16 protein-coding genes and 1 pseudogene are annotated in these 20,794 nt (G+C 65.0%); 8 read left to right on the forward strand and 9 right to left on the reverse strand.

The features are described 5' to 3' along the window. Window positions 1-39: 39 nt before the first annotated feature. Entirely contained in the window at window positions 40-2,529 is a 2,490-nt protein-coding gene (locus tag ACYVB7_RS05630) for a protein kinase domain-containing protein (protein ID WP_460505641.1), read from the reverse strand. A gap of 268 nt (window positions 2,530-2,797) precedes the next feature. Here ACYVB7_RS05630 and selD point away from each other — a divergent pair, with 268 nt between their 5' ends. Beyond that, window positions 2,798-3,892 carry a selenide, water dikinase gene (gene selD / locus ACYVB7_RS05635; RefSeq protein WP_460505642.1) on the forward strand — a complete coding sequence of 365 codons (1,095 nt, stop codon included), beginning with the start codon at window positions 2,798-2,800 and terminating at the stop codon, window positions 3,890-3,892. A gap of 3 nt (window positions 3,893-3,895) precedes the next feature. On the opposite strand, the gene ACYVB7_RS05640 is transcribed toward selD, so the two are convergent. Beyond that, window positions 3,896-5,188 (reverse strand): NAD(P)/FAD-dependent oxidoreductase, encoded by a 1,293-nt coding sequence (locus ACYVB7_RS05640; RefSeq protein WP_460505643.1) that lies wholly within the window; start codon window positions 5,186-5,188, stop codon window positions 3,896-3,898. A 61-nt stretch (window positions 5,189-5,249) separates the two neighbouring features. Further along, complete coding sequence (locus ACYVB7_RS05645) at window positions 5,250-5,678, reverse strand: FKBP-type peptidyl-prolyl cis-trans isomerase (protein ID WP_460505644.1); 429 nt, start codon at window positions 5,676-5,678, stop codon at window positions 5,250-5,252. An 82-nt stretch (window positions 5,679-5,760) separates the two neighbouring features. Between ACYVB7_RS05645 and gshA the strand changes: the two genes are divergently transcribed. Continuing rightward, entirely contained in the window at window positions 5,761-7,368 is a 1,608-nt protein-coding gene (gene gshA, locus ACYVB7_RS05650) for a glutamate--cysteine ligase (RefSeq protein ID WP_460505646.1), read from the forward strand. Between the two features lie 72 nt (window positions 7,369-7,440). Here gshA and ACYVB7_RS05655 read toward each other — a convergent pair whose 3' ends face one another. From ACYVB7_RS05655 to ACYVB7_RS05665, 3 genes are read right to left on the reverse strand one after another with little or no spacing between them, the layout of a single operon-like run. Next, window positions 7,441-11,103, reverse strand: coding sequence for an IPTL-CTERM sorting domain-containing protein (locus tag ACYVB7_RS05655; RefSeq protein ID WP_460505647.1), 3,663 nt, complete (start codon window positions 11,101-11,103; stop codon window positions 7,441-7,443). 24 nt (window positions 11,104-11,127) lie between these two features. Continuing rightward, window positions 11,128-12,168: a TIGR03032 family protein gene (locus ACYVB7_RS05660; RefSeq protein WP_460505648.1), complete on the reverse strand. Its 1,041-nt coding sequence runs from the start codon at window positions 12,166-12,168 to the stop codon at window positions 11,128-11,130. Window positions 12,169-12,170: 2 nt separating this feature from the next. Continuing rightward, window positions 12,171-13,544, reverse strand: coding sequence for a S8 family peptidase (locus ACYVB7_RS05665; protein ID WP_460505649.1), 1,374 nt, complete (start codon window positions 13,542-13,544; stop codon window positions 12,171-12,173). A 438-nt stretch (window positions 13,545-13,982) separates the two neighbouring features. Between ACYVB7_RS05665 and ACYVB7_RS05670 the strand changes: the two genes are divergently transcribed. From ACYVB7_RS05670 to ACYVB7_RS05685, 4 genes are all read left to right on the forward strand, one after another. Then, entirely contained in the window at window positions 13,983-14,531 is a 549-nt protein-coding gene (locus tag ACYVB7_RS05670; protein ID WP_460505650.1) for a phage tail protein, read from the forward strand. Window positions 14,532-14,559: 28 nt separating this feature from the next. Next, window positions 14,560-15,126 carry a phage tail protein gene (locus ACYVB7_RS05675; RefSeq protein WP_460505651.1) on the forward strand — a complete coding sequence of 189 codons (567 nt, stop codon included), beginning with the start codon at window positions 14,560-14,562 and terminating at the stop codon, window positions 15,124-15,126. Between the two features lie 10 nt (window positions 15,127-15,136). Beyond that, entirely contained in the window at window positions 15,137-15,712 is a 576-nt protein-coding gene (locus tag ACYVB7_RS05680) for a phage tail protein (RefSeq protein ID WP_460505652.1), read from the forward strand. 161 nt (window positions 15,713-15,873) lie between these two features. Continuing rightward, a complete protein-coding gene (locus ACYVB7_RS05685) occupies window positions 15,874-16,416 on the forward strand; it encodes a GNAT family N-acetyltransferase (protein WP_460505654.1) in 543 nt (180 codons plus the stop codon). Here ACYVB7_RS05685 and cysC read toward each other — a convergent pair. After that, window positions 16,405-16,923 (reverse strand): adenylyl-sulfate kinase, encoded by a 519-nt coding sequence (cysC, locus tag ACYVB7_RS05690; RefSeq protein ID WP_460505656.1) that lies wholly within the window; start codon window positions 16,921-16,923, stop codon window positions 16,405-16,407. The genes ACYVB7_RS05685 and cysC overlap by 12 nt on opposite strands. 22 nt (window positions 16,924-16,945) lie before the next feature. Continuing rightward, window positions 16,946-18,292: an aspartate aminotransferase family protein gene (locus ACYVB7_RS05695; protein ID WP_460505657.1), complete on the reverse strand. Its 1,347-nt coding sequence runs from the start codon at window positions 18,290-18,292 to the stop codon at window positions 16,946-16,948. A 105-nt stretch (window positions 18,293-18,397) separates the two neighbouring features. Here ACYVB7_RS05695 and ACYVB7_RS05700 point away from each other — a divergent pair, with 105 nt between their 5' ends. Continuing rightward, on the forward strand, window positions 18,398-19,492 hold the full coding sequence (locus ACYVB7_RS05700; protein ID WP_460505658.1) for a YlqF/YawG family GTPase: 1,095 nt from the start codon (window positions 18,398-18,400) through the stop codon (window positions 19,490-19,492). An 8-nt stretch (window positions 19,493-19,500) separates the two neighbouring features. Further along, window positions 19,501-20,604, forward strand: a pseudogene (locus ACYVB7_RS05705) (tRNA dihydrouridine synthase); the annotation flags it as partial. Here ACYVB7_RS05705 and ACYVB7_RS05710 read toward each other — a convergent pair. Then, a complete protein-coding gene (locus ACYVB7_RS05710) occupies window positions 20,538-20,774 on the reverse strand; it encodes a DUF3079 domain-containing protein (RefSeq protein ID WP_460505659.1) in 237 nt (78 codons plus the stop codon). The pseudogene ACYVB7_RS05705 and the gene ACYVB7_RS05710 sit on opposite strands and share 67 nt — an antisense overlap. Window positions 20,775-20,794: the final 20 nt, after the last annotated feature.

Genomic DNA, 20,794 nt, shown 5'->3' on the forward strand with positions numbered 1-20,794 from the left:
GCGTAAGCAGCTATTTTTTTTTGAAGTTTCCTCAGGGCGTCAGCCTTTTTGGGCTTGGCGGAAGGCCATGACCGCCTGGTTGCGCAGCGTCTTCAGCAGGGACAGGCCCTTGTCGTCCAGCACGATGCCGTCGGCCTGCGCCTGGTCGGCGTAGATCAGCCCGTAGGGGCTGCCCTTGGACTGCATGGGCAGCAGCATGAACGACGGCGCGTTGATGTGCTGGCGGTACCACGCGGGCAGGTTGTTCATGACCTTGGGGTCGGCGGCGTTGTGGATCAGGGTGTCCAGCCCCTTGTTGCACACCAGCGCAAACAGGTTGCGTGGGTCGCTGAGGTCCACGCGGAACACCTTGGCGGCGTCCATGGCCCCCGTGCCCAGGCCCAGCCGCCCCTGAATCAGGCCGCTGCGGGGGTCTTTCAGGCAGAACACCACCTGCCGGAAGCCCAGGGCCCGGTACATGGCTTCCAGGATCATGCGCAGCACGTCGTTGAGCTTGAAACCCTCGTCCATCATGGCGTTGGTCACATCCTGGATGCCTTGCGCCAGCAGCGAGGCGGTTTCATCGGCCTGCTTGCGCTGACTGGAGGCCGACGGTGCGGGCGGGGCCTCCACCGGGGGCGCCGCAGGGGGGGCAGGCGGTGTCACCGCCCCGGCGCCCACACTGGCATGCACCGTGGCATGCAGCTCGGTGGTGCCGGGCACGACCAGGTTCGCCGAGGCCCCCAGGGGTTGTGACGGCGGTTTGAGCAGCCGAGCGCCGGGGGCGTTGGCGGGCACCCTCAGGCCAATGGCCTGGGCGGTGGCGGCCAGCTTGTCGCGGGCCAGGCGGGCGGCGGATTCGAGCTGGTCGGTGCTGGACCCCAGCACCCCGGCGTAGCGGGCCGCGGTCTTGCGCAGCTGGGTGGCCAGCTGGTCGTCGGGGGCGTTGAGGAAGGCGTCCGCCATGTCGTTGGCGGCCACCGTCACCCATTGCATGCGCTCCTGCACGTCGGCGGGTTGGCGCATCGGGGGGGCGGCCAAGGGCTTGCGCATGAGCTTGAGCAAGGTGTCGGGCAGGCCCCAGGCCCGGCCCACGCCCTGGCCCAGGCCCTCGAACGACAGGCCCAGCACGGTTCGCGAGGCCAGTTCCTCGCTCAGCTGTTGCGGTGGGGCCATGGCCTGGCGCACCTGCTGGGCTTCGTCGGGCAGGTAGAACTCGGTGAGCATGCGGCCCAGGTTCTGGAACAGGGCCCCGATGAACACCTCTTCGGCTTCGCGCTGGGCCGGGCGCAGGTCCGACGCCAGCGACGCTGCCAGCAAGGCCCGCAGGAACTCGCCCTTGAGCTGGTTGGCGTGGGCCTTGCTCTCCATGTGGTCCAGCAGCACCAGGCTGGTGGCCACGTTGCGGATGCCCGAAAACCCGATGAGGCTGACCGCCCGCGACACGGTGTTGATGTTCCCCGCCCCCACATGGCTGAAGTGGGCCGAGTTGACGATGCGCAGCACCTTGTTGGTCAGCGCCACGTCTTTCAGGATTTCGTTGGTCAGCCCGTTGAGGCTTTCGGTCTCGGAGCTGGCCAGGTTCTGCACCCGGATGATCTGCTCGGACATGGCCGGAAAGTCGCTGTTGCGCTTCATGCGGCGCAGCAGGAAGGCCAGGGTGGCGCTTTGGCCGTCGCTGCTGTCGTCCACCTCGGCCTGGCTGGCCCACTGGCGCAGGGCGTCGGAAAAGGCGGCGGCATCGGCAAAGCGCAGCGAGGGGTCGCGCGCCAGGGCGCGGTGGATCAGGGCCCGCAGGCCGTCGTCCACCGGGTGGTCGGGGTGGGGTGGCAGCGTCAGGTCCTCGTGCGCGGCCCGGTAGATGGCCCGGAACGGGTCGGTCTCGGCCACCACGGGCTGGCCGGTGAGCAGCTCGGCCAGGATGAGCCCGGCGCTGAACACATCGCTCACAGGGGCGGGCGGCTGGGCGCGGGCCGCCTCCGGCGACAGGTAACCGGGGGTGCCTTCCACCCCGGGGGGCAGCGCCGCGGCCTGGGTGCCGCTCAGGCGCAGGGCCAGGCCAAAGTCACTGACCTTGGCATGCCCCTGGGGGTCCAGCAGGATGTTGGCGGGCTTGAGGTCGCGGTGCACCACACCCTGGGCGTGGGCGGTGGCCAGGGCATCCAGCACCTCCAGCATCAGGGCCACCGCCTGGGGGGCGGGCAGGGCACCGTCGGTCCTGAGCCGGTGGGCCAGCGACGGGCCGTTGACGTACTCCAGCACCAGGCCCGGGCGGCCGTCGTACACGTCGGCCTCGAACAGGGTGACGATGTGCGGGTGCGTCAGGCGGCTGAGGTTGCGGGCCTCCTTGAGCCATTGCTGGGCCTCGGGCGGCAGGCTGCCGTCGGCGGGCGCGTGCAGCAGCTTGAGGGCCACGTCACGCTCCAGCAGCGGGTCGTGCGCCAGCCACACGGCGGCCTGGGCACCACGGCCCAGCAGTTGAACCAGTTCAAAACGACCCAGCCGGGGTGGTGTGCCTGACACGGTTTGGAGGAATGGGTTGCTGGCCATGGGCGATGTCAGGGGGCTTGTCTCGTTGGGGTCACGGTGACTGTGGTGTGTTCACTCTGTGTGGCTTCATGTCACATCCCTGTGATGGAACGATCGTATCGCCTGCCCTCCGGCTCGCCAACACCGGGCACGGTCGAGTGCATGAAGACGTCAACACCTGTTGTCAGACCGCCACCGACCGCGCCCTGGGGCGGTTTCTCGTTACCGCACAATCCACCTTGCGTGCGCCCCGGTGGGCGCCCTTGTGTCCACGTCCTTCCATTGCGCCATGTCCGAACCCGTTGCCCCCTCCAACCCCTCTGCCCGCCCGGAAGAACCGCGCCTGACCTCGTTGTCCCACGGCGGGGGCTGTGGTTGCAAGATTGCCCCAGGGGTGCTGACCGACATCCTCCAACGCATGCCGGGCATGCCCTTGCCCCCTGAGCTGATGGTGGGCATCGAAACCGCGGACGATGCGGCGGTGTACCGGCTGAACGATGAACAGGCGCTGATCGCCACCACCGACTTTTTCATGCCCATCGTGGACGATCCGTTCGATTTCGGACGCATCGCGGCCACCAACGCCATTTCGGATGTGTACGCCATGGGCGGCACCCCCATCATGGCGCTGGCCTTGGTGGGCATGCCCATCAACGTGCTGAGTGTGCAGACCATTGGCCGCATCCTGGAAGGTGGGCAAAGCGTGTGCCGCGACGCGGGCATCCCCATCGCGGGGGGGCACACCATCGACTCGGTGGAACCCATCTACGGTCTGGTGGTGATGGGGCTGGTGCACCCCTCGCGCGTCAAGCGCAACGCCGACGCCCGGGTGGGCGACCGCCTGGTGCTGGGCAAACCCCTGGGGGTGGGCGTGCTGTCCGCCGCCCTCAAGAAAAACGCGCTGGATGCCGCAGGTTATGCCCAGATGATCGCCAACACCACCCGCCTGAACCGCCCCGGCCCCGAGCTGGCGGCCCTGCCCGGGGTGCATGCCCTGACCGACGTGACCGGCTTCGGCCTGGCTGGGCATGCGCTGGAGCTGGCCCGCGGCGCAGGGTGCGGGGTTCACATCGACTGGTCCCGGGTGCCGTTGCTGCCCGGTGTGCGCGACCTGGTGGCACAGGGCATGGTCACCGGGGCGTCCGGTCGCAACTGGGCGGCGTATGGCGCCGAGGTGGCCCTGGGCGACGGGCTGACGCCGGTGGACCAGGCGCTGCTGAGCGACCCGCAAACCAGCGGTGGGTTGCTGGTGTCCTGCAGCGCAGCATCGGTGGACGAGGTGCTGGCCGTGTTCCGCCGCCATGGCTTTGAACAGGCGGCCGAGGTGGGTACCGTGTTGCCCGCACCCGCCGGGCAAGCCGCCCGGCTCACGGTGAGCGGCTGACGCTCAGCGTTTGAACTGCGCCACAAAGGCGCGGTCCTGCTTTTCGCGCAGGCCCCAGGCCCAGCGGCCCTCGCCGTGGAGCCAACCCCACTGGGCAATGGCGTGCCCGGGGCCGCAGGCAATCACCTGGATGGCCCGGTCGGCGGGCTTGTGTTCCGACAGGGGCTGTTCGGTCAACGACGCCAGCAGGTTGATGGCGAGGTCACTGCCCACGTTGTCGGCTTGCATGCCTGCGGCGCCGGGACGGTCGGCCCGGGTGGCCACGGCACCGGACGCAAACACGTTGCGGTACGACACGCTTTGCAGCTGGCTGTTGACCTGGATGAGGCCCTGGCTGTCCTGGGCCAGGCCACTGTGTTGCAGCCAGTCGGGCGCACAGGCGCCGGTGGCGATCAGGGTCAGGTCGGAAGGCAGGCGCTGGCCATCGTCCAGTTCCACGGCATCGGCGTGGATGCGTGCACACCGCTGGGCGAACACGTCGATGTGGTGGTGTTCAAGCCGGGCCATCAACCGCTTCTGCACCCCGGCAGAAAAGCCCGAGGCCAGTTCCGTTCCGTGCGTCAGCAGACGGAGATGGGCCAGGATGCCCACTTTCAGCAAGCCTTGCTGCATGGCAAACAGCAGCTCCAGCGCCGCAGCATCGGCCCCCACCACCGACACGTTCCATGCCTTGCCGGGCTGCGCCTTGAGCCGTTGCAGCCACTGCGACCAGCGGTTGACGAACTGTTCGCAGGGCAAGGCCAGCAGGCCGTGTTCGCTGGCCCCGGGCAGCAGGGCATCCAGGTGGCGGCGCTCCATGGCGGTGTGGCTGTCCACACTCAGGAAGTCGTAGGTCAGCATGGCCGGTCGGGGCACCATGACCCCGGCGTTGGTCGCGCTGAGGGAGGGACCACTGCCGCCATAGTCCAGCATGACCGAGTTGGTGCTGGCGTCCAGACCACCGCAGCGTGCGTTGATCCAGCGCACCCCTGCTTCACGCAACAGCGCCTGCAGGTTGATCTGGCACGCCTCCAGGGGGTAGTGTCCCGCCACAAAACCCGGCACCATGGCCGGGTGGGTCAGGTGTGACCACGGGTGGATCAGCGTCACGTCCACGTCCGAGCGCCGATGGGCGGCCAATTGGGTCAGCACCTTCAGGTGTGCGGGCCCGATGCCGACCATCAGCAGGGTTTTGATCCGGTCCATGCCCAGCGTGGTCGCAAAGGAGGACTCGGCCTTCTTGTCCACGAAGTACACCCCGGTCAGCTCAAACTGGCCGGTGGCCCCGAACTCAGGCTCGTCGCGATGATGGTTCATGGGGTGATATTGTGAACGCTTTGTGAATGCAGTAAAGGGGGCTGAACGTTCACCGCTGCACTCAACCGCCAATGCCCAGCAGTTCCACCTCGAAGGTCAAGGTGGCGTTGGGTGGCACAGCTCCGGGCGCGCCTCGCTCGCCGTAGGCGCTGGCGGGTGGGCAGGTCAGCACCGCTTTGCCGCCCACGCGCAAACGTGCAACGCCTTCAGTCCAGCACGGGATCACGCGGGACAGCGGGAAGGTGGCTGGCGCATTGCGCTTGTACGAGCTGTCGAATTCCTTGCCGTCGGCCAGCGTGCCGCGGTAGTGCACCTTCACGGTGTCCTTGTAGGACGGCTGCGGGCCGGTGCCCACCGTGATGTGCTGGATCTTGACGCCGTTGGACAGGGTTTCCACCGACGCTGCCGCGGTGGTTTGTGCCCAGACGGAAGGCCCCGCCACGGCCAGCGCGACAGTGAAAAGAAGGTGTGTGGAACGAATGGAAGTCATGCCAGCAACCATACCACCGTAACAGAAACGGCAAAAACCGGCGTCACGCTGGCCTGTACTCGGCATGGTAAGTTCCCAGCCCATGAGCGCCAAGACCTTCTCCGCCCCCGCATCCCTGGACCCTGGCACGGCCCTGCACCGCCTGACTGAGCAGCGGCTGCTGGGCATGCGAAGGGGCATTGAGAAGGAAAGCCTGCGGGCCCGCCCCGACGGTGGCCTGGCCCTGACGCCGCACCCGGTGGCCTTGGGGTCGGCCCTGACCCATCCCCACATCACCACCGACTACAGCGAAAGCCAGTTGGAGCTGATCACCGGCGTACACGCCAGTGTGGACGACTGCCTGGCCGAGCTGACGCGCATCCACCAGTTCACCCAACGGGTGCTGGCCGCCCAGGGCGACGAAATGATGTGGGTCTCCAGCATGCCCTGCGGCCTGCCCACCGACGAAACCATTCCGCTGGGCCGCTACGGCAGCTCCAACGTGGGGCGTGCCAAAAGCGTCTACCGCATGGGCCTGGGCCTGCGGTATGGGCGGCGCATGCAGACCATTTCGGGCATCCACTACAACTGGTCGCTGCCCGGTGTGAGCAGTGCCGAGTACTTTGCGCTCATTCGCAACTTCCGCCGCCACGCCTTTTTGCTGCTGACGTTGCAGGGGGCCTCACCCGCGGTGTGCAAAACCTTTGTGGAAGGGCGCGACCATCCCCTGGTGCCCATCGACCCGCAACACGCCAGCACCTGCGGCACCCTGCATCTGCCGCACGCCACCAGTCTGCGCATGGGCAAGCTGGGTTACCAGAGCGACGCCCAGGCCTCGCTTTGCGTCAGCTACAACAGCCTGGACAGCTACACCGCCAGCCTGCACGACGCGCTCACCCGCCCCTGGCCCGCCTACGACGCGCTGGGCATCGTCAACCCCGGTGGCGACTACCTGCAACTGGCCACCACGCTGCTGCAGATCGAAAACGAGTTCTACGGCACCATCCGCCCCAAGCGCACCATCTTCCAGGGCGAACGGCCCCTGCACGCCCTGCGCGAGCGTGGGGTGGAGTATGTGGAGGTGCGCCTGCTCGACCTCGACCCGTTCGAGCCCGTGGGCATCAACGCCCAGACGCTGCGCTTTCTGGACGTGTTCCTGCTGCACTGTCTGCTGACCGACAGCCCGCCCGACACGCCCGACGAACTCCACGAGCTGGCCCACAACCAGCAGCTCACCGCCTCCCGCGGGCGCGAACCGGGCCTGACCCTGCGCCGCCACGGCCACCCCGTTCGCCTCACCGATTGGGGGCACGACCTGTTGTCTGCCATGCACCCCATTGCCCAGCGGCTGGACGCCGTGCAAGGGCTGGACGAGCACGCCCCCCACAGCCACACCCAGGCGCTGGCCGCCATGGTGCAACGCCTGTCGGCGCTGGACACCGCCCCGTCGGCCCAGGTGCTGGCGCAGCTGCTGGCCCGGTCAGACCGGTCGTTTGTGGGCTTTGTGCGCGAGCAGGCTGCCCACACCCGGCAGCACCTGCTCGATCTGCCTTGGACGCCCGAGCAACAGGCCGCCTGCGAAGCCGAAAGCCGCCAGTCCCTGGTTGCCCAGAAGGCCATTGAAGACGCCGACACCCTGCCGTTTGAGCTTTACCGGCAGGAATACGTGTCTGAAAAGCGGCTGGGTGAAAACCTGCCTGCGCCGGTGTGAGTTTGTTGAAAAAAATAGCCTCTGGCGATTTTAAACAAAGCGCAGAGTGCTATTTTTTCAGGAGTGATTGAATCACTTGTTCAAGGTGCGGCGACGGCGCATCGCCCCCACACCCACCATGGCCAACAGGCCCGACAGTGCCAGCTGCCCCCACTGAGACAAGGTGGGAACCCCCGACGGGTCGCCAGGCAGGCCGGGGCCACCCGGGTCGGTGATCAGGCTGTTGGTTGCGTCCAAGTCATCGTCCCCATCGGCGCCATCGGTCAGGGTCAGGGTGACGGTGTTGCCCGAAATGGTGGCACCGGCGTACTGATACCAATGTGGCGTGGTGTTGGCCGTGGTCCTGCCGTATTTCCAATACACCGCGTTTGCGGGCAAGGCTGAGGGGTAGGTGATGGTGACGGTGGCGCTGGTTCCGGCCGTACCGGTGTCCAGGCGCAGGTCCAGCAACCCGTGTGGGAAGCTGTAACCGGCCGGAGGGGTGCTGCCCGTGGACGCGGTGGACACGAAAGAAGCGCTTTGAACCTGCCAGGCCGTGCCACCGCTGGACGAGGTGATTTCCATGCGACCGCTGCCCGAGCCCGTGGCCGTGGACCCATTGGGGGCGGAACAGTTCGCCGTGGTGCCCCCACTGGCACCCGCACAGGTCCAGGTCCACGGAGAGCCCACCGTGACCGCACTCGCGGTGCCCGCACTGCACAGGTTGGCCGCTGCGGGTTGGTACGCAATGGCCGTGCCGTTGGCCGTGCCGCAAGTCCCATTGAGGACGACCGAGCCGGTGAAGTTGCGCGTGCCGCTGAACGGACCCGTGCCCGTGCTCGAATCTGCGGCCTGGATGGTGAAGTTGTAGGCACCCGCGGTGGTGGGGGTGCCCGACAGCGCCCCGGTGCTGGTGTTGAGCAACATGCCTGCGGGCAGGGACCCGGCAGACACGCTGTAGGTGTAGGCCCCGTACCCGCCCGCGGCGCTGAAGCTCTGGCTGACGAACGGGGTGTTCGCCACCATGGCATTGAGCGTCAGTGCATTCACCGTCACGGTCCGGGCGGAACCGACGGTGACGTTGATGACGCGGGTGGCGCTGGCCGAGCCGTCGCTGACCTGGACGGTGAAGCTGTCGTTGCCCACGTAGCTGGCCGTGGGGGTGTAGGTGATGGTGCCACCCGGGGTGATGTCGGTGGACCCGCTGCTGGCTGTGGCGCTGGCGAAACTCAGCGTGCCGTGGCTGGGGGCCACGCTTTGCGTCCACGTTTCGGTCTGGGCGCTGTCGCTGTCACTCACGTGCAGCAGGCCGGTGATGTCGGTGGCACTGGCGCTTTGGGCCACGGTCAGCGAGCCAGCGCCGGCGCTGACAAACGTCGGCGTGACGTTGGCCGGCGCAACAGCCGCTGTGGCGCTGGAGCAGACTTCGGTGCCGGGCGAGGTGCCCGTGGTGGCCACCGGGGTGACGCAGAAGAACAGGTATTTGCCCTGATCGCCCGCCACAGGGGTGTAGGTGTTGGCCGTGGCGCCACTGATGGCGGCCTTGGTGGCCCCGTTGCTTTGGGTGTCGCTCATCCAGCGGAAGGTGGACGTGCCTTCCGTGTCGCCGTTGACGTCGGAATAGGTGTAGCCGCCGGTCAGCTGCACACCCACCTTGGCGGTGCCGGTGATGGTCACCGCACTGGCCACGGGGGCGGCTTCGGCCACGGCCACAGCGGCTGTGGCGCTGGAGCAGACCTCGGTCCCGGGCGAGGTGCCACTGGTGGCCACCGGGGTGACGCAGAAGAACAGGTATTTGCCCTGATCGCCCGCCACGGGTGTGTAGGTGCTGGCCGTGGCACCACTGATGGCGGCCTTGGTGGCCCCGTTGCTTTGGGTGTCGCTCATCCAGCGGAAGGTGGACGTGCCTTGGGTGTCGCCGTTGACGTCGGAATAGGTGTAGCCGCCCGTCAGCTGCACACCCACCTTGGCGGTGCCGGTGATGGTCACCGCACTGGCCACCGGCGCGGCTTCGGCCACGGCCACCGTGGCCGTGGCGCTGGAGCAGACCTCGGTGCCGGGCGAGGTGCCACTGGTGGCCACCGGGGTGACGCAGAAGAACAGGTATTTGCCCTGATCGCCCGCCACAGGGGTGTAGGTGCTGGCCGTGGCGCCACTGATGGCGGCCTTGGTGGCCCCGTTGCTTTGGGTGTCGCTCATCCAGCGGAAGGTGGACGTGCCTTCCGTGTCGCCGTTGACGTCGGAATAGGTGTAGCCGCCTGTGAGCTGCACACCGACCTTGGCGGTGCCGGTGATGGTCACCGCACTGGCCACGGGGGCGGCTTCGGCCACGGCCACAGCGGCTGTGGCGCTGGAGCAGACCTCGGTGCCGGGCGAGGTGCCACTGGTGGCCACCGGGGTGACGCAGAAGAACAGGTATTTGCCCTGATCGCCCGCCACAGGGGTGTAGGTGCTGGCCGTGGCTCCGCTGATGGCGGCCTTGGTGGCCCCGTTGCTTTGGGTGTCGCTCATCCAGCGGAAGGTGGACGTGCCTTCCGTGTCGCCGTTGGCGTCGGAATAGGTGTAGCCGCCCGTCAGCTGCACACCCACCTTGGCGGTACCGGTGATGGTCACCGCACTGGCCACAGGGGCGGCATTGGCCGGGGCATTGGTGGTGACGTTGGTGTTGGCCACCGCGCTGGAATTGCCAGCGGTGTCTTTGGCCACCAGGTACAGCGTGTAGGTGGTGCTGGCCGACAGTCCGGCGACGGCGAAGTTTTTGGCGACGGTGGCTGTCATCGCCCCATTGCCGCTGGCGACGATGGTGACACCGCTGTACGTTGTGGCGGCAACCACCTGTGCGGCGGTGGGCGCGGTGGAACCATTGGCAACGGCAATCCAGTAGCCCGTACCGGTTTCGTTGGACGTACCGGCCAAGGTGGTGTCTGTGCTTGTGGTGCCAGAAACGCCGACCGCCGAGAGCGTGGGCACCGCATTGTCCAGCGTGGCGTTGGCGTCGTCGGTGGTGGTGGTCGCGGAGCCGTTCGTGGCGGTGACGCTGACGTTTTTGTTGGAGCCGCTGTTGCCACCGGCCACGATGGTGTAGGTGGCCGTCCAGGTGCCACCGCTGTTGGTTGCCACAACGGCTGCGCCACCGCCGAACTGGCTGAAATTCACGGTGACACCCGTGACGCCCGTGTTGTTGTCACCGCTGGCTGTGTTGTTCCAGGTGGCGGTGATGGTGTCGCCAATTATGAACACCCCGCCTGCGCCGGATGCTCCGGAGATGGTGATCTTGGCGGCGGTCACGGTGGGAGCGGGGGTGCCAGCACAGTCGGCGTCGGTGCTGCACCCTAAGCCGCTGTTGGGACCGCTGATGCAGGCAAAGGTCTGGCAGGTCCAAGCCAAACCAGGTTTCCCCAATCGCACGCCGCCGTTGAGCCGATTCAGCAGCGAGCCGCTGGTGCGTCCTGCACGGTGCCCTTGCCAGAGCTGGTCTTCATTCCACGTCCCGATGGGGGCCGTGTCCACCGGCCTTTGAGCCACTTGGCGCGTGGTTTGGGCTGGCGGTGTCGAAAAAGAAAACAGGGGGTCGTGCGAAGTGGTTGTTTTGTCCTGGGTGACCACGGCGGCCACTTCGGTCTTGGCTTTGCGGGAACTTCCGGCGGAACTGCGGCTTTGGTTGCTGCTGCCGATGAACCCGGCCCCAACCACCACGGCAACCGTCGGCAGGGCAATTTTGACCAGCGGGCGCAACGTGGTCTGTGGCTTTTTCATGGGAACTCCCTTCAAGCGTGTTGTTTAAGCCAGCGGTGGATAGCGATAACAGTTTTCAAGCTTCTCGTTGTCCCACTCCACCAAGTGGGGAAACTTCATGTCTCGCAAAAGGACCACATCGTATATCTGTTGCACATCGCCAGTGAACATCAACCAGGCGACCTCGGTGAGTTTTTTCAGGTCAATCACCCAAAGACCGCATGCGCAGCCGTCCACCCGATCCAGCAGGGGAAGGCGTGGCGCCCCCAGGGACGTTCGGGGGAGCGACAAACCCACGAAGAGCAACGACCCCAGATGGTCAATGCCGCGGGTGTAGCCCGGCAATTCGGCCACCAAAGAACGTTCGCTGCCGTCTTCGCGGCAGCGCCACACGCGCCCATGACCGGATTCGCAGTAGTACAACCACCCGTCAATCCAACGGGGCGAATGGGGAAGGAGCAACTGATCCACGATCACCCGGTTGTCTGCCACAGTCATGACCGTGCCGTCGCCTTTGAACTCTCGCCATGCGTTGGGTTGGTTGTCACGGCAGAAGGTGGTGACAAAGGCAGGCCGACCATTGCGCATGGCCATGCCGTTGAGGTGGCAACAGTCATCGGGCTTGAGGTCGGCAACAAAGTGGGGTTTCCAGCGCGGCACAAAGTTGTGGTCAGGGCTGAGTGTCGCCAGGCAGGAGAACGTGGAGTTCACCACCCACAAACCTTCGGGGCCCCAGGCAATGTCGTGAATGTTGATGGCTCCGGTGACCAACGAGCCGCGTGGCACAAAACACGCATCCACTTTGGGATCAATTTGGGCGGCAAGTGCGTCGTGTCTGCGGTAGTCAAGCACTTGTGCCCAACTTCCCAGCACCAGCCGGTCGTCGGTGACCGCCATTCCCATCGGCAGCGGCATGGCTTGAAACAACATGTCCAGCCCCTCGTCGTCGCTGCGCACGAACATGACCCGATTGGCCTGATAGGAGGTCAGCGCCAAGCTGATGTTCAAGCGTTGCAGCAACGCTGGAAAGTTGTCGGAATGCAGGTAGGAGGGATCGAAGTCGGTGTTTTTGTCGTGGTCTGTCATGGTCAGTCTTTGTTCTTTTTTGCCGCTGCCGCTGCCGCGACAGCTCGCCCTGCGTGCAGGTGACCCATTCCCACCAGGGGTTTGCGTCGGTCAGAATACTCTCCAGGTGCAATGGCTTCAGCGGTGTCGGTCAGCAGCTTTCGCACCTGAATGTGGCTGAGTTGCGGATTCACGGCCAGCATCAATGCAATGGTGCCACTGACCAAGGCGGCCGCGGCTGAAGTTCCTCCCAAAGGTTCATAACCTCCGAAATGGGGGCCCGTGGTTCTCACCATGCCTGGCGCTGCAATGAAAACCCCCTTGCCATAAGCCGCGCCATAAGGAGCGCCGTGATGATCCACCGCCGTCACCGTCAGCAGCCCTGGATAGGCCGGAAACTCATCCGGTCGGACGATTTCACGCAGCCGATTCCCCGCTGAAACAACCAACAAGATGCCACGGCCCTGGCGGCCTCGGCTCACAAGCTCATCCACCAGATGCGCGACCGGATCAAGCATCAGAGGAAACGTCCAACTGCAGTTGATGATATCTGCCCCGGCTTGCGCTGCCGCTTGCAAGCCGATGACCGTGGCGGAAGCCCATCCACTCATCAGTCGGATGTCAATCAATCCCGCTTGTGGTGCCACGCCATCGATTCCGATGCCGTTGTGGCGAGCAAAAATCAACCCGGCAACGAGCGTGCCGTGCCCTTCGTCGGCCGCCTTTGGCGTGGTGTTTCGGGTGCGTTGCTCCACATTAAAGCTCGCCAGGAGTTGGGTGCCACGCAAGTCTGGGTGTTGCAGATCAATGCCGCTGTCGATGACGGCGATCCGCACGCCTTGCCCCTGTGTCAAACGCCAAGCGTCGTTCAGGCCAATGGCCTTGGCAAGGTCAAAGTGCTTCCAGTCCAGGTAGCGACGGTCGCCATGCCGGGTGACGTTCTGAGCAAGATCAGGCTGAGCAGACACCACCCCGGGCATTTGCACAAGCGTGGGAAGCAGCGCAAGCGCCGTTGCCACGTCGGAGGTTTCCAGCAGTTCGATGTGGGTTTTTTCCAGGTGCGCGAGCGCAGCGTGGTCTTGCACCTGTGGCAAAGCCAGAACGGCTTTGAGGGTGTGTGGGTCCCTGACCTCCACCAGCAGACGGTTGGCCATCGCCACGACATCGCCGTTGGGTGTCGTGAAATAACGCACGCCGCGATGAGTGGGTGCGTCAGGCGGTGTGGGGGCTTCTTTCAGCTCAAGGGTACCACCCAGGTTCGCAAAGCTGACGGATGTTCCGGGGGACAAACCACCTAGCTTATTTTCCAGCGAAATCGATGCGGACAGAACTGGCTGACAAATGACTGCCATGAATGTCAGTGCAACGATGTGCGGAAGCGAGAAAAAAAAATTCATGAAGCTATTGCAAATGCGGGCATTTGTGCTGCTCAGCTTGTTTGGCCAGCGTTGCCGGGCTGAAAAGTGTGATGTGGCAAGGTGGCGGAGGGTGATTGGGACGAAGGTTTCAATAGCTTAACCTGGTTTTTGTTGAAATATGGATTGAAGCTGTGAATTTGTCGGCCGCTCAGCGTTGTGGGGGCTCTTTGCCTGGCCACTGAGTGGTTTCACTTCGGATCCTTCGTCATCGGGCACCAAATTCAGTCTGCACGACGACTCAATCCCCTCGGGATGAAAAAAAGTGATGTCGGTTTCATCGCAGGGTGGCACAAAAGATATTTGTGTAGTAGCATTTTTCAAGTCCAGCCTTCGATCACGACGGCGGACGATACAGAGGTGGGAGGGGTGCGCATGAACATTGCTCCCATATGTTGTCAACACATGAGGAGTCATGTCATGGGAGATTGGTTTGTCGGTGAAATTCGGGCCTTCCCTTATGGAAAAATACCGCAAGGGTGGTTGGCCTGCAATGGCGCTGTTCTCAATATTCAAAACTACGCAGCGCTGAATGCCTTGCTGGGCACAACCTATGGGGGTGACGGCAAAACCACCTTCGGGTTGCCTGATCTCAGAGGACGCACCGCCATTGGTCGAGGCACCAGCAAGCAAGGGACCACCTACAAACAAGGGGCGGCTGGTGGCACCGAATCCGTGGTGTTGACCCAGGCGCAAATACCTCCCCATACGCATGCCGTGCAAACCGTGGTGGCCGCAGCCACCACGCTGGCAGTCGCAGGAAGCTCCATTTCCTCGTGGGGAGCCAACGCCAAGGTGCCGACTTCACAAAATATTTATGCAACGCCAGCAAGTCAAGCAAGCATGGTGCCTTTGAATCCTGGCAGCGTACAGCCGGAAGGCGGCGGCTTGGGGCACGAGAACATGCAGCCTTTCCAGGTGCTCAATCTGTGCATCGCGTATCAGGGTGTTTTTCCTCCTCGGCCTTGATGATTTGATTTGAAATAAAGGAAAGAACATGTCTGACTATTTCATTGGTGAAATTCGTGTCATGGCCGGTCTGGTCCAGGGGCAACCTCCGGCGGATTGGCATGTTTGCGACGGTTCGAAACTGCCCATCAACCAATATCAAGCGCTTTACTCGCTGTTGGGGACCACGTATGGTGGCGATGGCAGGAATGACTTTGGGCTTCCAGATTTGCGTGGTCGCGTTCCCATCAATCAGGGTACCGGCGTTGTCAATCCCACGACGAAGCTGACGCCACGGGTGCTGGGGCAGAAGGGGGGTGTGGAGGCGGTGGGGCTGACCGACGCCACCATGCCAGCACACACCCATGCGCTCTGCACCGCCGGTGTCACGGCCAACAGCCCAAACGTGGCTCAGAACGTGACCTTTGCCAACGCCCCCGACCCGAACACCATGTATGTGAAGGATGGGCTGCCCACAACGGCGGTGACCAAGGCCAGTCCCGGGGACACCACGATTGGCAACGCGGGCGCCAGCCAGCCGCATGACAACATCATGCCCTGTACCGCCATGAGCTACATCATTGCGCTCAACGGCATTTACCCACAAGAATCTTGAGGAGGACACCATGGATGCATACATAGGAGAGGTCAGGGCATTTGGTTTTCAATATGCACCTGAAGGTTGGTTGGAATGCAATGGGCAAACTTACCCAATCCAGCAATATCAAGGTCTGTTTGCTGTGCTAGGTTCTGTCTACGGGGGAGATGGGAGAACCACTTTTGGCGTACCCGATCTGAGGGGAAATGCCGTGGTGGGGGACGGGCAGGGAGCGGGCCTCACGCCCCGAACGCGGGGTCAATCGTATGGCCATGAAACCGTGGCGCTGAATCAGCAATCTCAAATGGCTGTCCATCATCACACCATGGTCATGGAGTTGGTGGGCCTTCCAGGCGCTCGGGCCAACACGTTGGCGACACCGGTGGCTGGCAGTTCGTGGTTGTCACGTCCGATGCAGATCACCGGTGACAACTCATTCAACTCAATCAGCAATTTCAGCAAAGATCCGGTCAATACCCCCCTTCATCCTTCAACTTTGGGGGCAAATCCTGGGACTGGTCAGGCGCATGAAAATCGCCAGCCCTATTTGCCCATGATTTATTGCATCAACTATGGTGGATATTTCCCTTCTCCGGCAGACTGATGGGTTTTCATCAACTGCTGAGCATGCAGTTTGATCTTGTCATGGCCCACCACTGACAAAGTGGTGGGCCTTCAGTTTTGTTGATTGTGGCCATGCTGAGTTTGGCCTGAGAAATATTTTCTCTGGTGAAGTGTGGCCGCTTCATCAAGGAATGGTTCGTCATGAGTGTCAAAATCATTTCACTGCGCCCCACGTTGCCAGATGATCGAGATTTTTGCTTCAATCTTTTTTCTGTCGTGAAACTGGAGGAATTGCAAGCAAGCCATTGGGATGAAGCAATGTTGACCCACATGATGCGCATGCAGTTCGCCGCACATGAGCAGCACCATCGGCGTGCTCAGAAGGCGGTCAGTGATTCCATTGTTGTGGCAGAACCACGGCGCGGTGCTCCGCAAACCATTGGTCGAATGATTGTTGGCCGCGGTGAAGTTTTGCATTTGGCTGACCTGAGCTTGCTCCCCGAATTTCGGAACCTGGGTTACGGCCAACGCCTGATGGGTGAATTGCAAGCGGAAGCTGTTGCCAAAAAATTGCCCCTGCAACTCCAATGTCGGCCCTCCAATCGGGCCTTGAGCCTTTATTTAAGGCTGGGTTTTGTTGTGATTGATTCGCAACCCAGCCATCTTTTGCTGGAGTGGAGGCCCGTGTCATCACAAAGCCGCCACTTGACGGACCCTTGCGGTCCAATGGAATCAATCCTGTAACCGTTGGGTCAGGGCGCTCACCATCTGTGGCAACGCCAGTTGCTGGGTGTCGAAGACAAACTCGGCAGCCGTGGGGGGCTCAAAGGGCGCGTCCCAGCCGGTCATGCCCTGAATCTCGCCTCGTTGGGCCTTGCGGTAAAGGCCTTTGGGGTCGCGGCGAATGCATTCTTCAAGCGAGGTGGCGAGGTGCACCTCGGAAAAATTGGAGGGTCCAAACAGGGCGCGCACGCGCTGCCGGTCGGCGTGGAACGGCGACACAAAGGCACAGATGACGGTGAGCCCCGCACGGTGCATCAGCCGCGCCACTTCCCCTGCGCGGCGGATGTTTTCGGTGCGGCTGGCATCGTCCAGGCCCAGGTCAGCGCACAGCCCTTGGCGCAGCTCGTCGCCATCCAGGCACGTCACCGGCAGGTGCAAGGTGTCGGCAATGTGCGCGTGCAACGCGCGGGCCAGGGTGGTTTTGCCGGAGGCGGGCAGGCCGGTGAGCCAATAGACGTGGGGATGCATGCGTCAGCGCAAGGGGCGGGTTTCAAGCTGCGCCACATTGTGCCCGGTGCGTCTGGATGAACGAGCCCACCGCGGCCACAAAGGCGTCCAGGTCGGCGTCGGTCAGGGGCAGCGGCAGGGCCACCAGGCCCCGGGCCGCGGTGTGAAAACCCTGGGCCAGCAGGTGGTGGAACAGCAGCTCCTTCAGGCGTGCGTCGCCCGCGGCGGCATCGGCCGGGCGGCGGATGGGCTGGGCCACAAAGTGCGCGTTCATCACCGAACCCAGGCCGGTGTACTGGAGGGCCACGCCTTCGGCGGCGCACAAGGCGTTGAGGCGCTGGCGCAGGGCGTCGCCGCGTTGGGTCAGGGCCTCTGCGGCGGCGGGGGTGTACAGCCGGGTCAGCCCTGCAATGCCCGCGGCCATGGTCACCACGTTGTTGTTGAAGGTGCCCGAATGCGCCAGCCTGCCCAGGCGCGGGTCGTACAGCGCCATGATGTCGGCCCGCCCGCCAAACGCCCCGAACGACATGCCGCCGCCCAGGTACTTGCCGAAGGTGGTGAGGTCGGGGCGGATGCCCAGCTGCCCTTGACGGCCATGGCCGCCCAGGCGTGAGGTCATCACCTCGTCGAAGATGAGCAGCGCCCCCACCGACTGGGTGACCTCGCGCAGGGTGCGCAGAAAGTCGGCCTCGCCGGGGATGCAGCCGCCCGCGCCCAGCATGGGCTCCACCAGCACGGCGGCCAGGCGTTCGCCCTCGGCCATCAGGCGGGTGCGGGCCTGTTCGGCGTCGTTGTAGTCCAGCACCACAAAGTCGTAAGGCGCGGTGGTGGGCGAGGGCGTGGCCCCGAAGGTCAGCACCCCGCCGTGGTAGGCCCCGTTGAACACGGCGATGCGCCGCCGCCCGGTGAAGTGCAGCGCGGCGGTGAGGGCCATCAGGTTGGCCTCGGTCCCTGAGTTGGTGAAGCGCACCTGTTCCACCGAGGCAAACCGCCCGCAGATCAGCCGCGCCAGTTCACCCTCCAGCAGGTTGTGCCCGCACAGGTTGACGCCCTGGCCCAGGGCGGCCACCACGGCCTCGCGGATTTCGGGGGCCGAGTGGCCGTAGATGCCCGCCGTGTACTCGCCAATGAAGTTGGTGTAGCGGTGCCCGTCCACGTCCTGCACCGTGGCCCCGCTGCCCGACGCCATGGTGAGTGGAAACGGCGTGTGGAACAGCGTGGAGCGGCTGTTGCCCCCGGGCATCACCACGGCGTTGCGCTCGAAGTGCTGGCGGCTGAGCGGGTTGGCGGCGGCAAAGCGGGCGTGGGCCTGGGCCACGGCGGCGTCCAGCGCGGCATCGCGGGTGGCGTGGGTGGCGTGTGGAGCGGTGGGGGACGGTGTGGAGGGCATGGCGTGACCGCGCAATGGATGAAGGGGGTGGCCACCATGGTAGCGGGCAGGTGCCCGACAATCGGGGGTTGTTTTGTTTGCGCGCCGCTGCCGCCCTGTCTGCCCATGTCTGTTCAATGGTTTCCCGGTCACATGCACCTCACCCGTCAGGCGGTTGCCGAGCGGGTCAAGGCCATTGACGTGTTTGTCGAGATGCTGGACGCCCGCCTGCCCGGCTCCAGCGCCAACCCCATGCTGGCCGAGTTGACTGCCGGGCTGCCCACGCTCAAGGTGCTCAACAAGCAGGACCTGGCCGACCCCGAGCGCACCGCCCTCTGGCTGGCGCACTACAACGCCCGGCCCGACACCCGGGCCATCGGGCTGGCGGCGGTCACCGAATTCAGCGCCGCCCCATCGCCCGGCATGGGCGGTGGCAAGGCGGGTGCGGCCAGTGGCGGCCAGAAGAGCGGCTGGGGCCAGTCGGGCGCACAAACCACCGCGCAACTGGCCACCACCCGCCCCAATACCAAGGCCGCCATCGCCCGCCTGCGCGACGCCTGCACCCAGCTGGCCCCGTTGCGCGGTGGCATGGCCAAGCCCCTGCGGGTGCTGATCGGCGGCGTGCCCAACGTGGGCAAGTCCACCCTCATCAACAGCCTGGTGGGCAAGAAAACCGCCAAGACGGGTGACGAAGCCGGTGTGACCCGGCACGAGCAACGTTTTGTGCTGGCCGACGACTTCTACCTGTTCGACACCCCCGGCATGTTGTGGCCCCGCATTGCCGTGACCGAAAGCGGCACCTGGCTGGCCGCCAGCGGCGCGGTGGGCAAAAACGCCTACGACGAGGCCGAGGTGGCCCTGGACCTCATGGCCTACCTGCAACGCCACTACCCGCAGGCGCTGCAAAAGCGTTATGGCTTCAAGGACGTGGCCGCCGTGCAGGCCCTCAGCGACGAAGCCGCCATGGAAGCCTTGGCCAAGGCCGTCAAGGCCACCGGCAAAGGCGGCAGCATGGACTGGCACCGCGCGGGCGAACGCCTGATTGCCGACCTGCGCACCGGCGCCCTGGGCCGCATCACCCTGGAGCTGCCCGACGAATTCGCCCAATGGCAGGCCAGCGCCGCCCAGCGCGACGCCGAGGCCACCGCCGCCAAGACCGAACGCGAGCGCGAGCGCCGCAAGGCCTACAAGCAGGCCAAGGCCGCACACCGCAAACCCTGAGGCCACGCATGCAACTGCTGCTGGCCCCCATGGAGGGCGTGCTCGACTTTGCGCTGCGCGACACCCTCACCCGCGTGGGCGCGCACCGTGGGCTCCCCAGCGGCATCGACCGCTGTGTGAGCGAGTTCATCCGCATCACCGACACCGTGCTGCCCGCCCGCGCCTTTGTGCGCACCATCCCCGAACTGCTCAACGGCGGGCGCACCGCCAGTGGCGTGCCGGTGCGTGGGCAACTGCTGGGCTCCGACCCCGAGCTGTTGGCCGCCAACGCCGTGCGCCTGGCCGAGCTGGGATCACACGGCGTGGACCTGAACTTTGGCTGCCCGGCCCAGGTGGTCAACCGCCACGGCGGCGGCTCGTCACTGCTGCAAGACCCCGAGTTGCTGCACCGCATCGTGGGGGCGGTGCGCCGTGCCCTGCCGCCGCAGGTGCCGGTGTCGGCCAAGATGCGGCTGGGCTTCCACGACGACACCCTGGCCGAAGACTGCGCCCTGGCCATTGCAGCCGGGGGCGCGGCCGAAATCGTGGTGCACGCCCGCACCAAGGTGCACGGCTACCGTCCGCCCGCCTACTGGGAGCGCATTGCCGACCTGCGCACCGTGGTGCAGGTGCCGCTGGTGGCCAATGGCGAAATCTGGAGCGCCGAAGACGCGCTGCGCTGCCAGCAGGCCAGCGGCTGCACCCACCTGATGCTGGGCCGCGGCATGGTGGCCGACCCCGGCCTGGCCCTGGCCGTGCGGGCCGCGGTGGCGAGGCAGCGGAAAAATCTCAAGGAAAAAGTGCCTCTGGCGCTTTCAGAAAAAGCGCAAGCAGCTCCTGTTTTGGTAGCAATCGCTGCCGCGCCTGAGTCCCCGGCCCAACGCCCGTCGGCCTGCCATGTGCAAGGCCAGGTGAACACCGACTGGCCGGTGCAGGTGCCCTGGCCCGAGCTGCTGGGGCTGATGCAAGGCTACTGGGCGCTGGTGGGCCAGCGGGTGGAACGCCGCCACCGCGCCGGGCGGCTCAAGCAGTGGCTCAACCTGCTGCGCCGCCGCTACCCCGAGGCTCAGGCCGCGTTTGAGGGCTTGCGCACCACCAACGACGTGTCTGACGTGGAGGCGTTTTTGTCGGCATCCTCCAGCAGCATCCATGTTGCCCAATCGGGTCCGAACAACTCCGCCGGGTGCTGCGTGCGGTCCGAGCCGTTGCCGCAGGCCATGTCGGTGGCGGGGCAGTAGCGGTCGCAGCCCCAGCACAGGCGCTCGGGGTGCGCGGGGTTGGCGGGGAAGCGCTTGGTGGCCATGCCCCACTCTAACTTGCCAG

The organism is Hydrogenophaga soli (genome assembly GCF_054777695.1).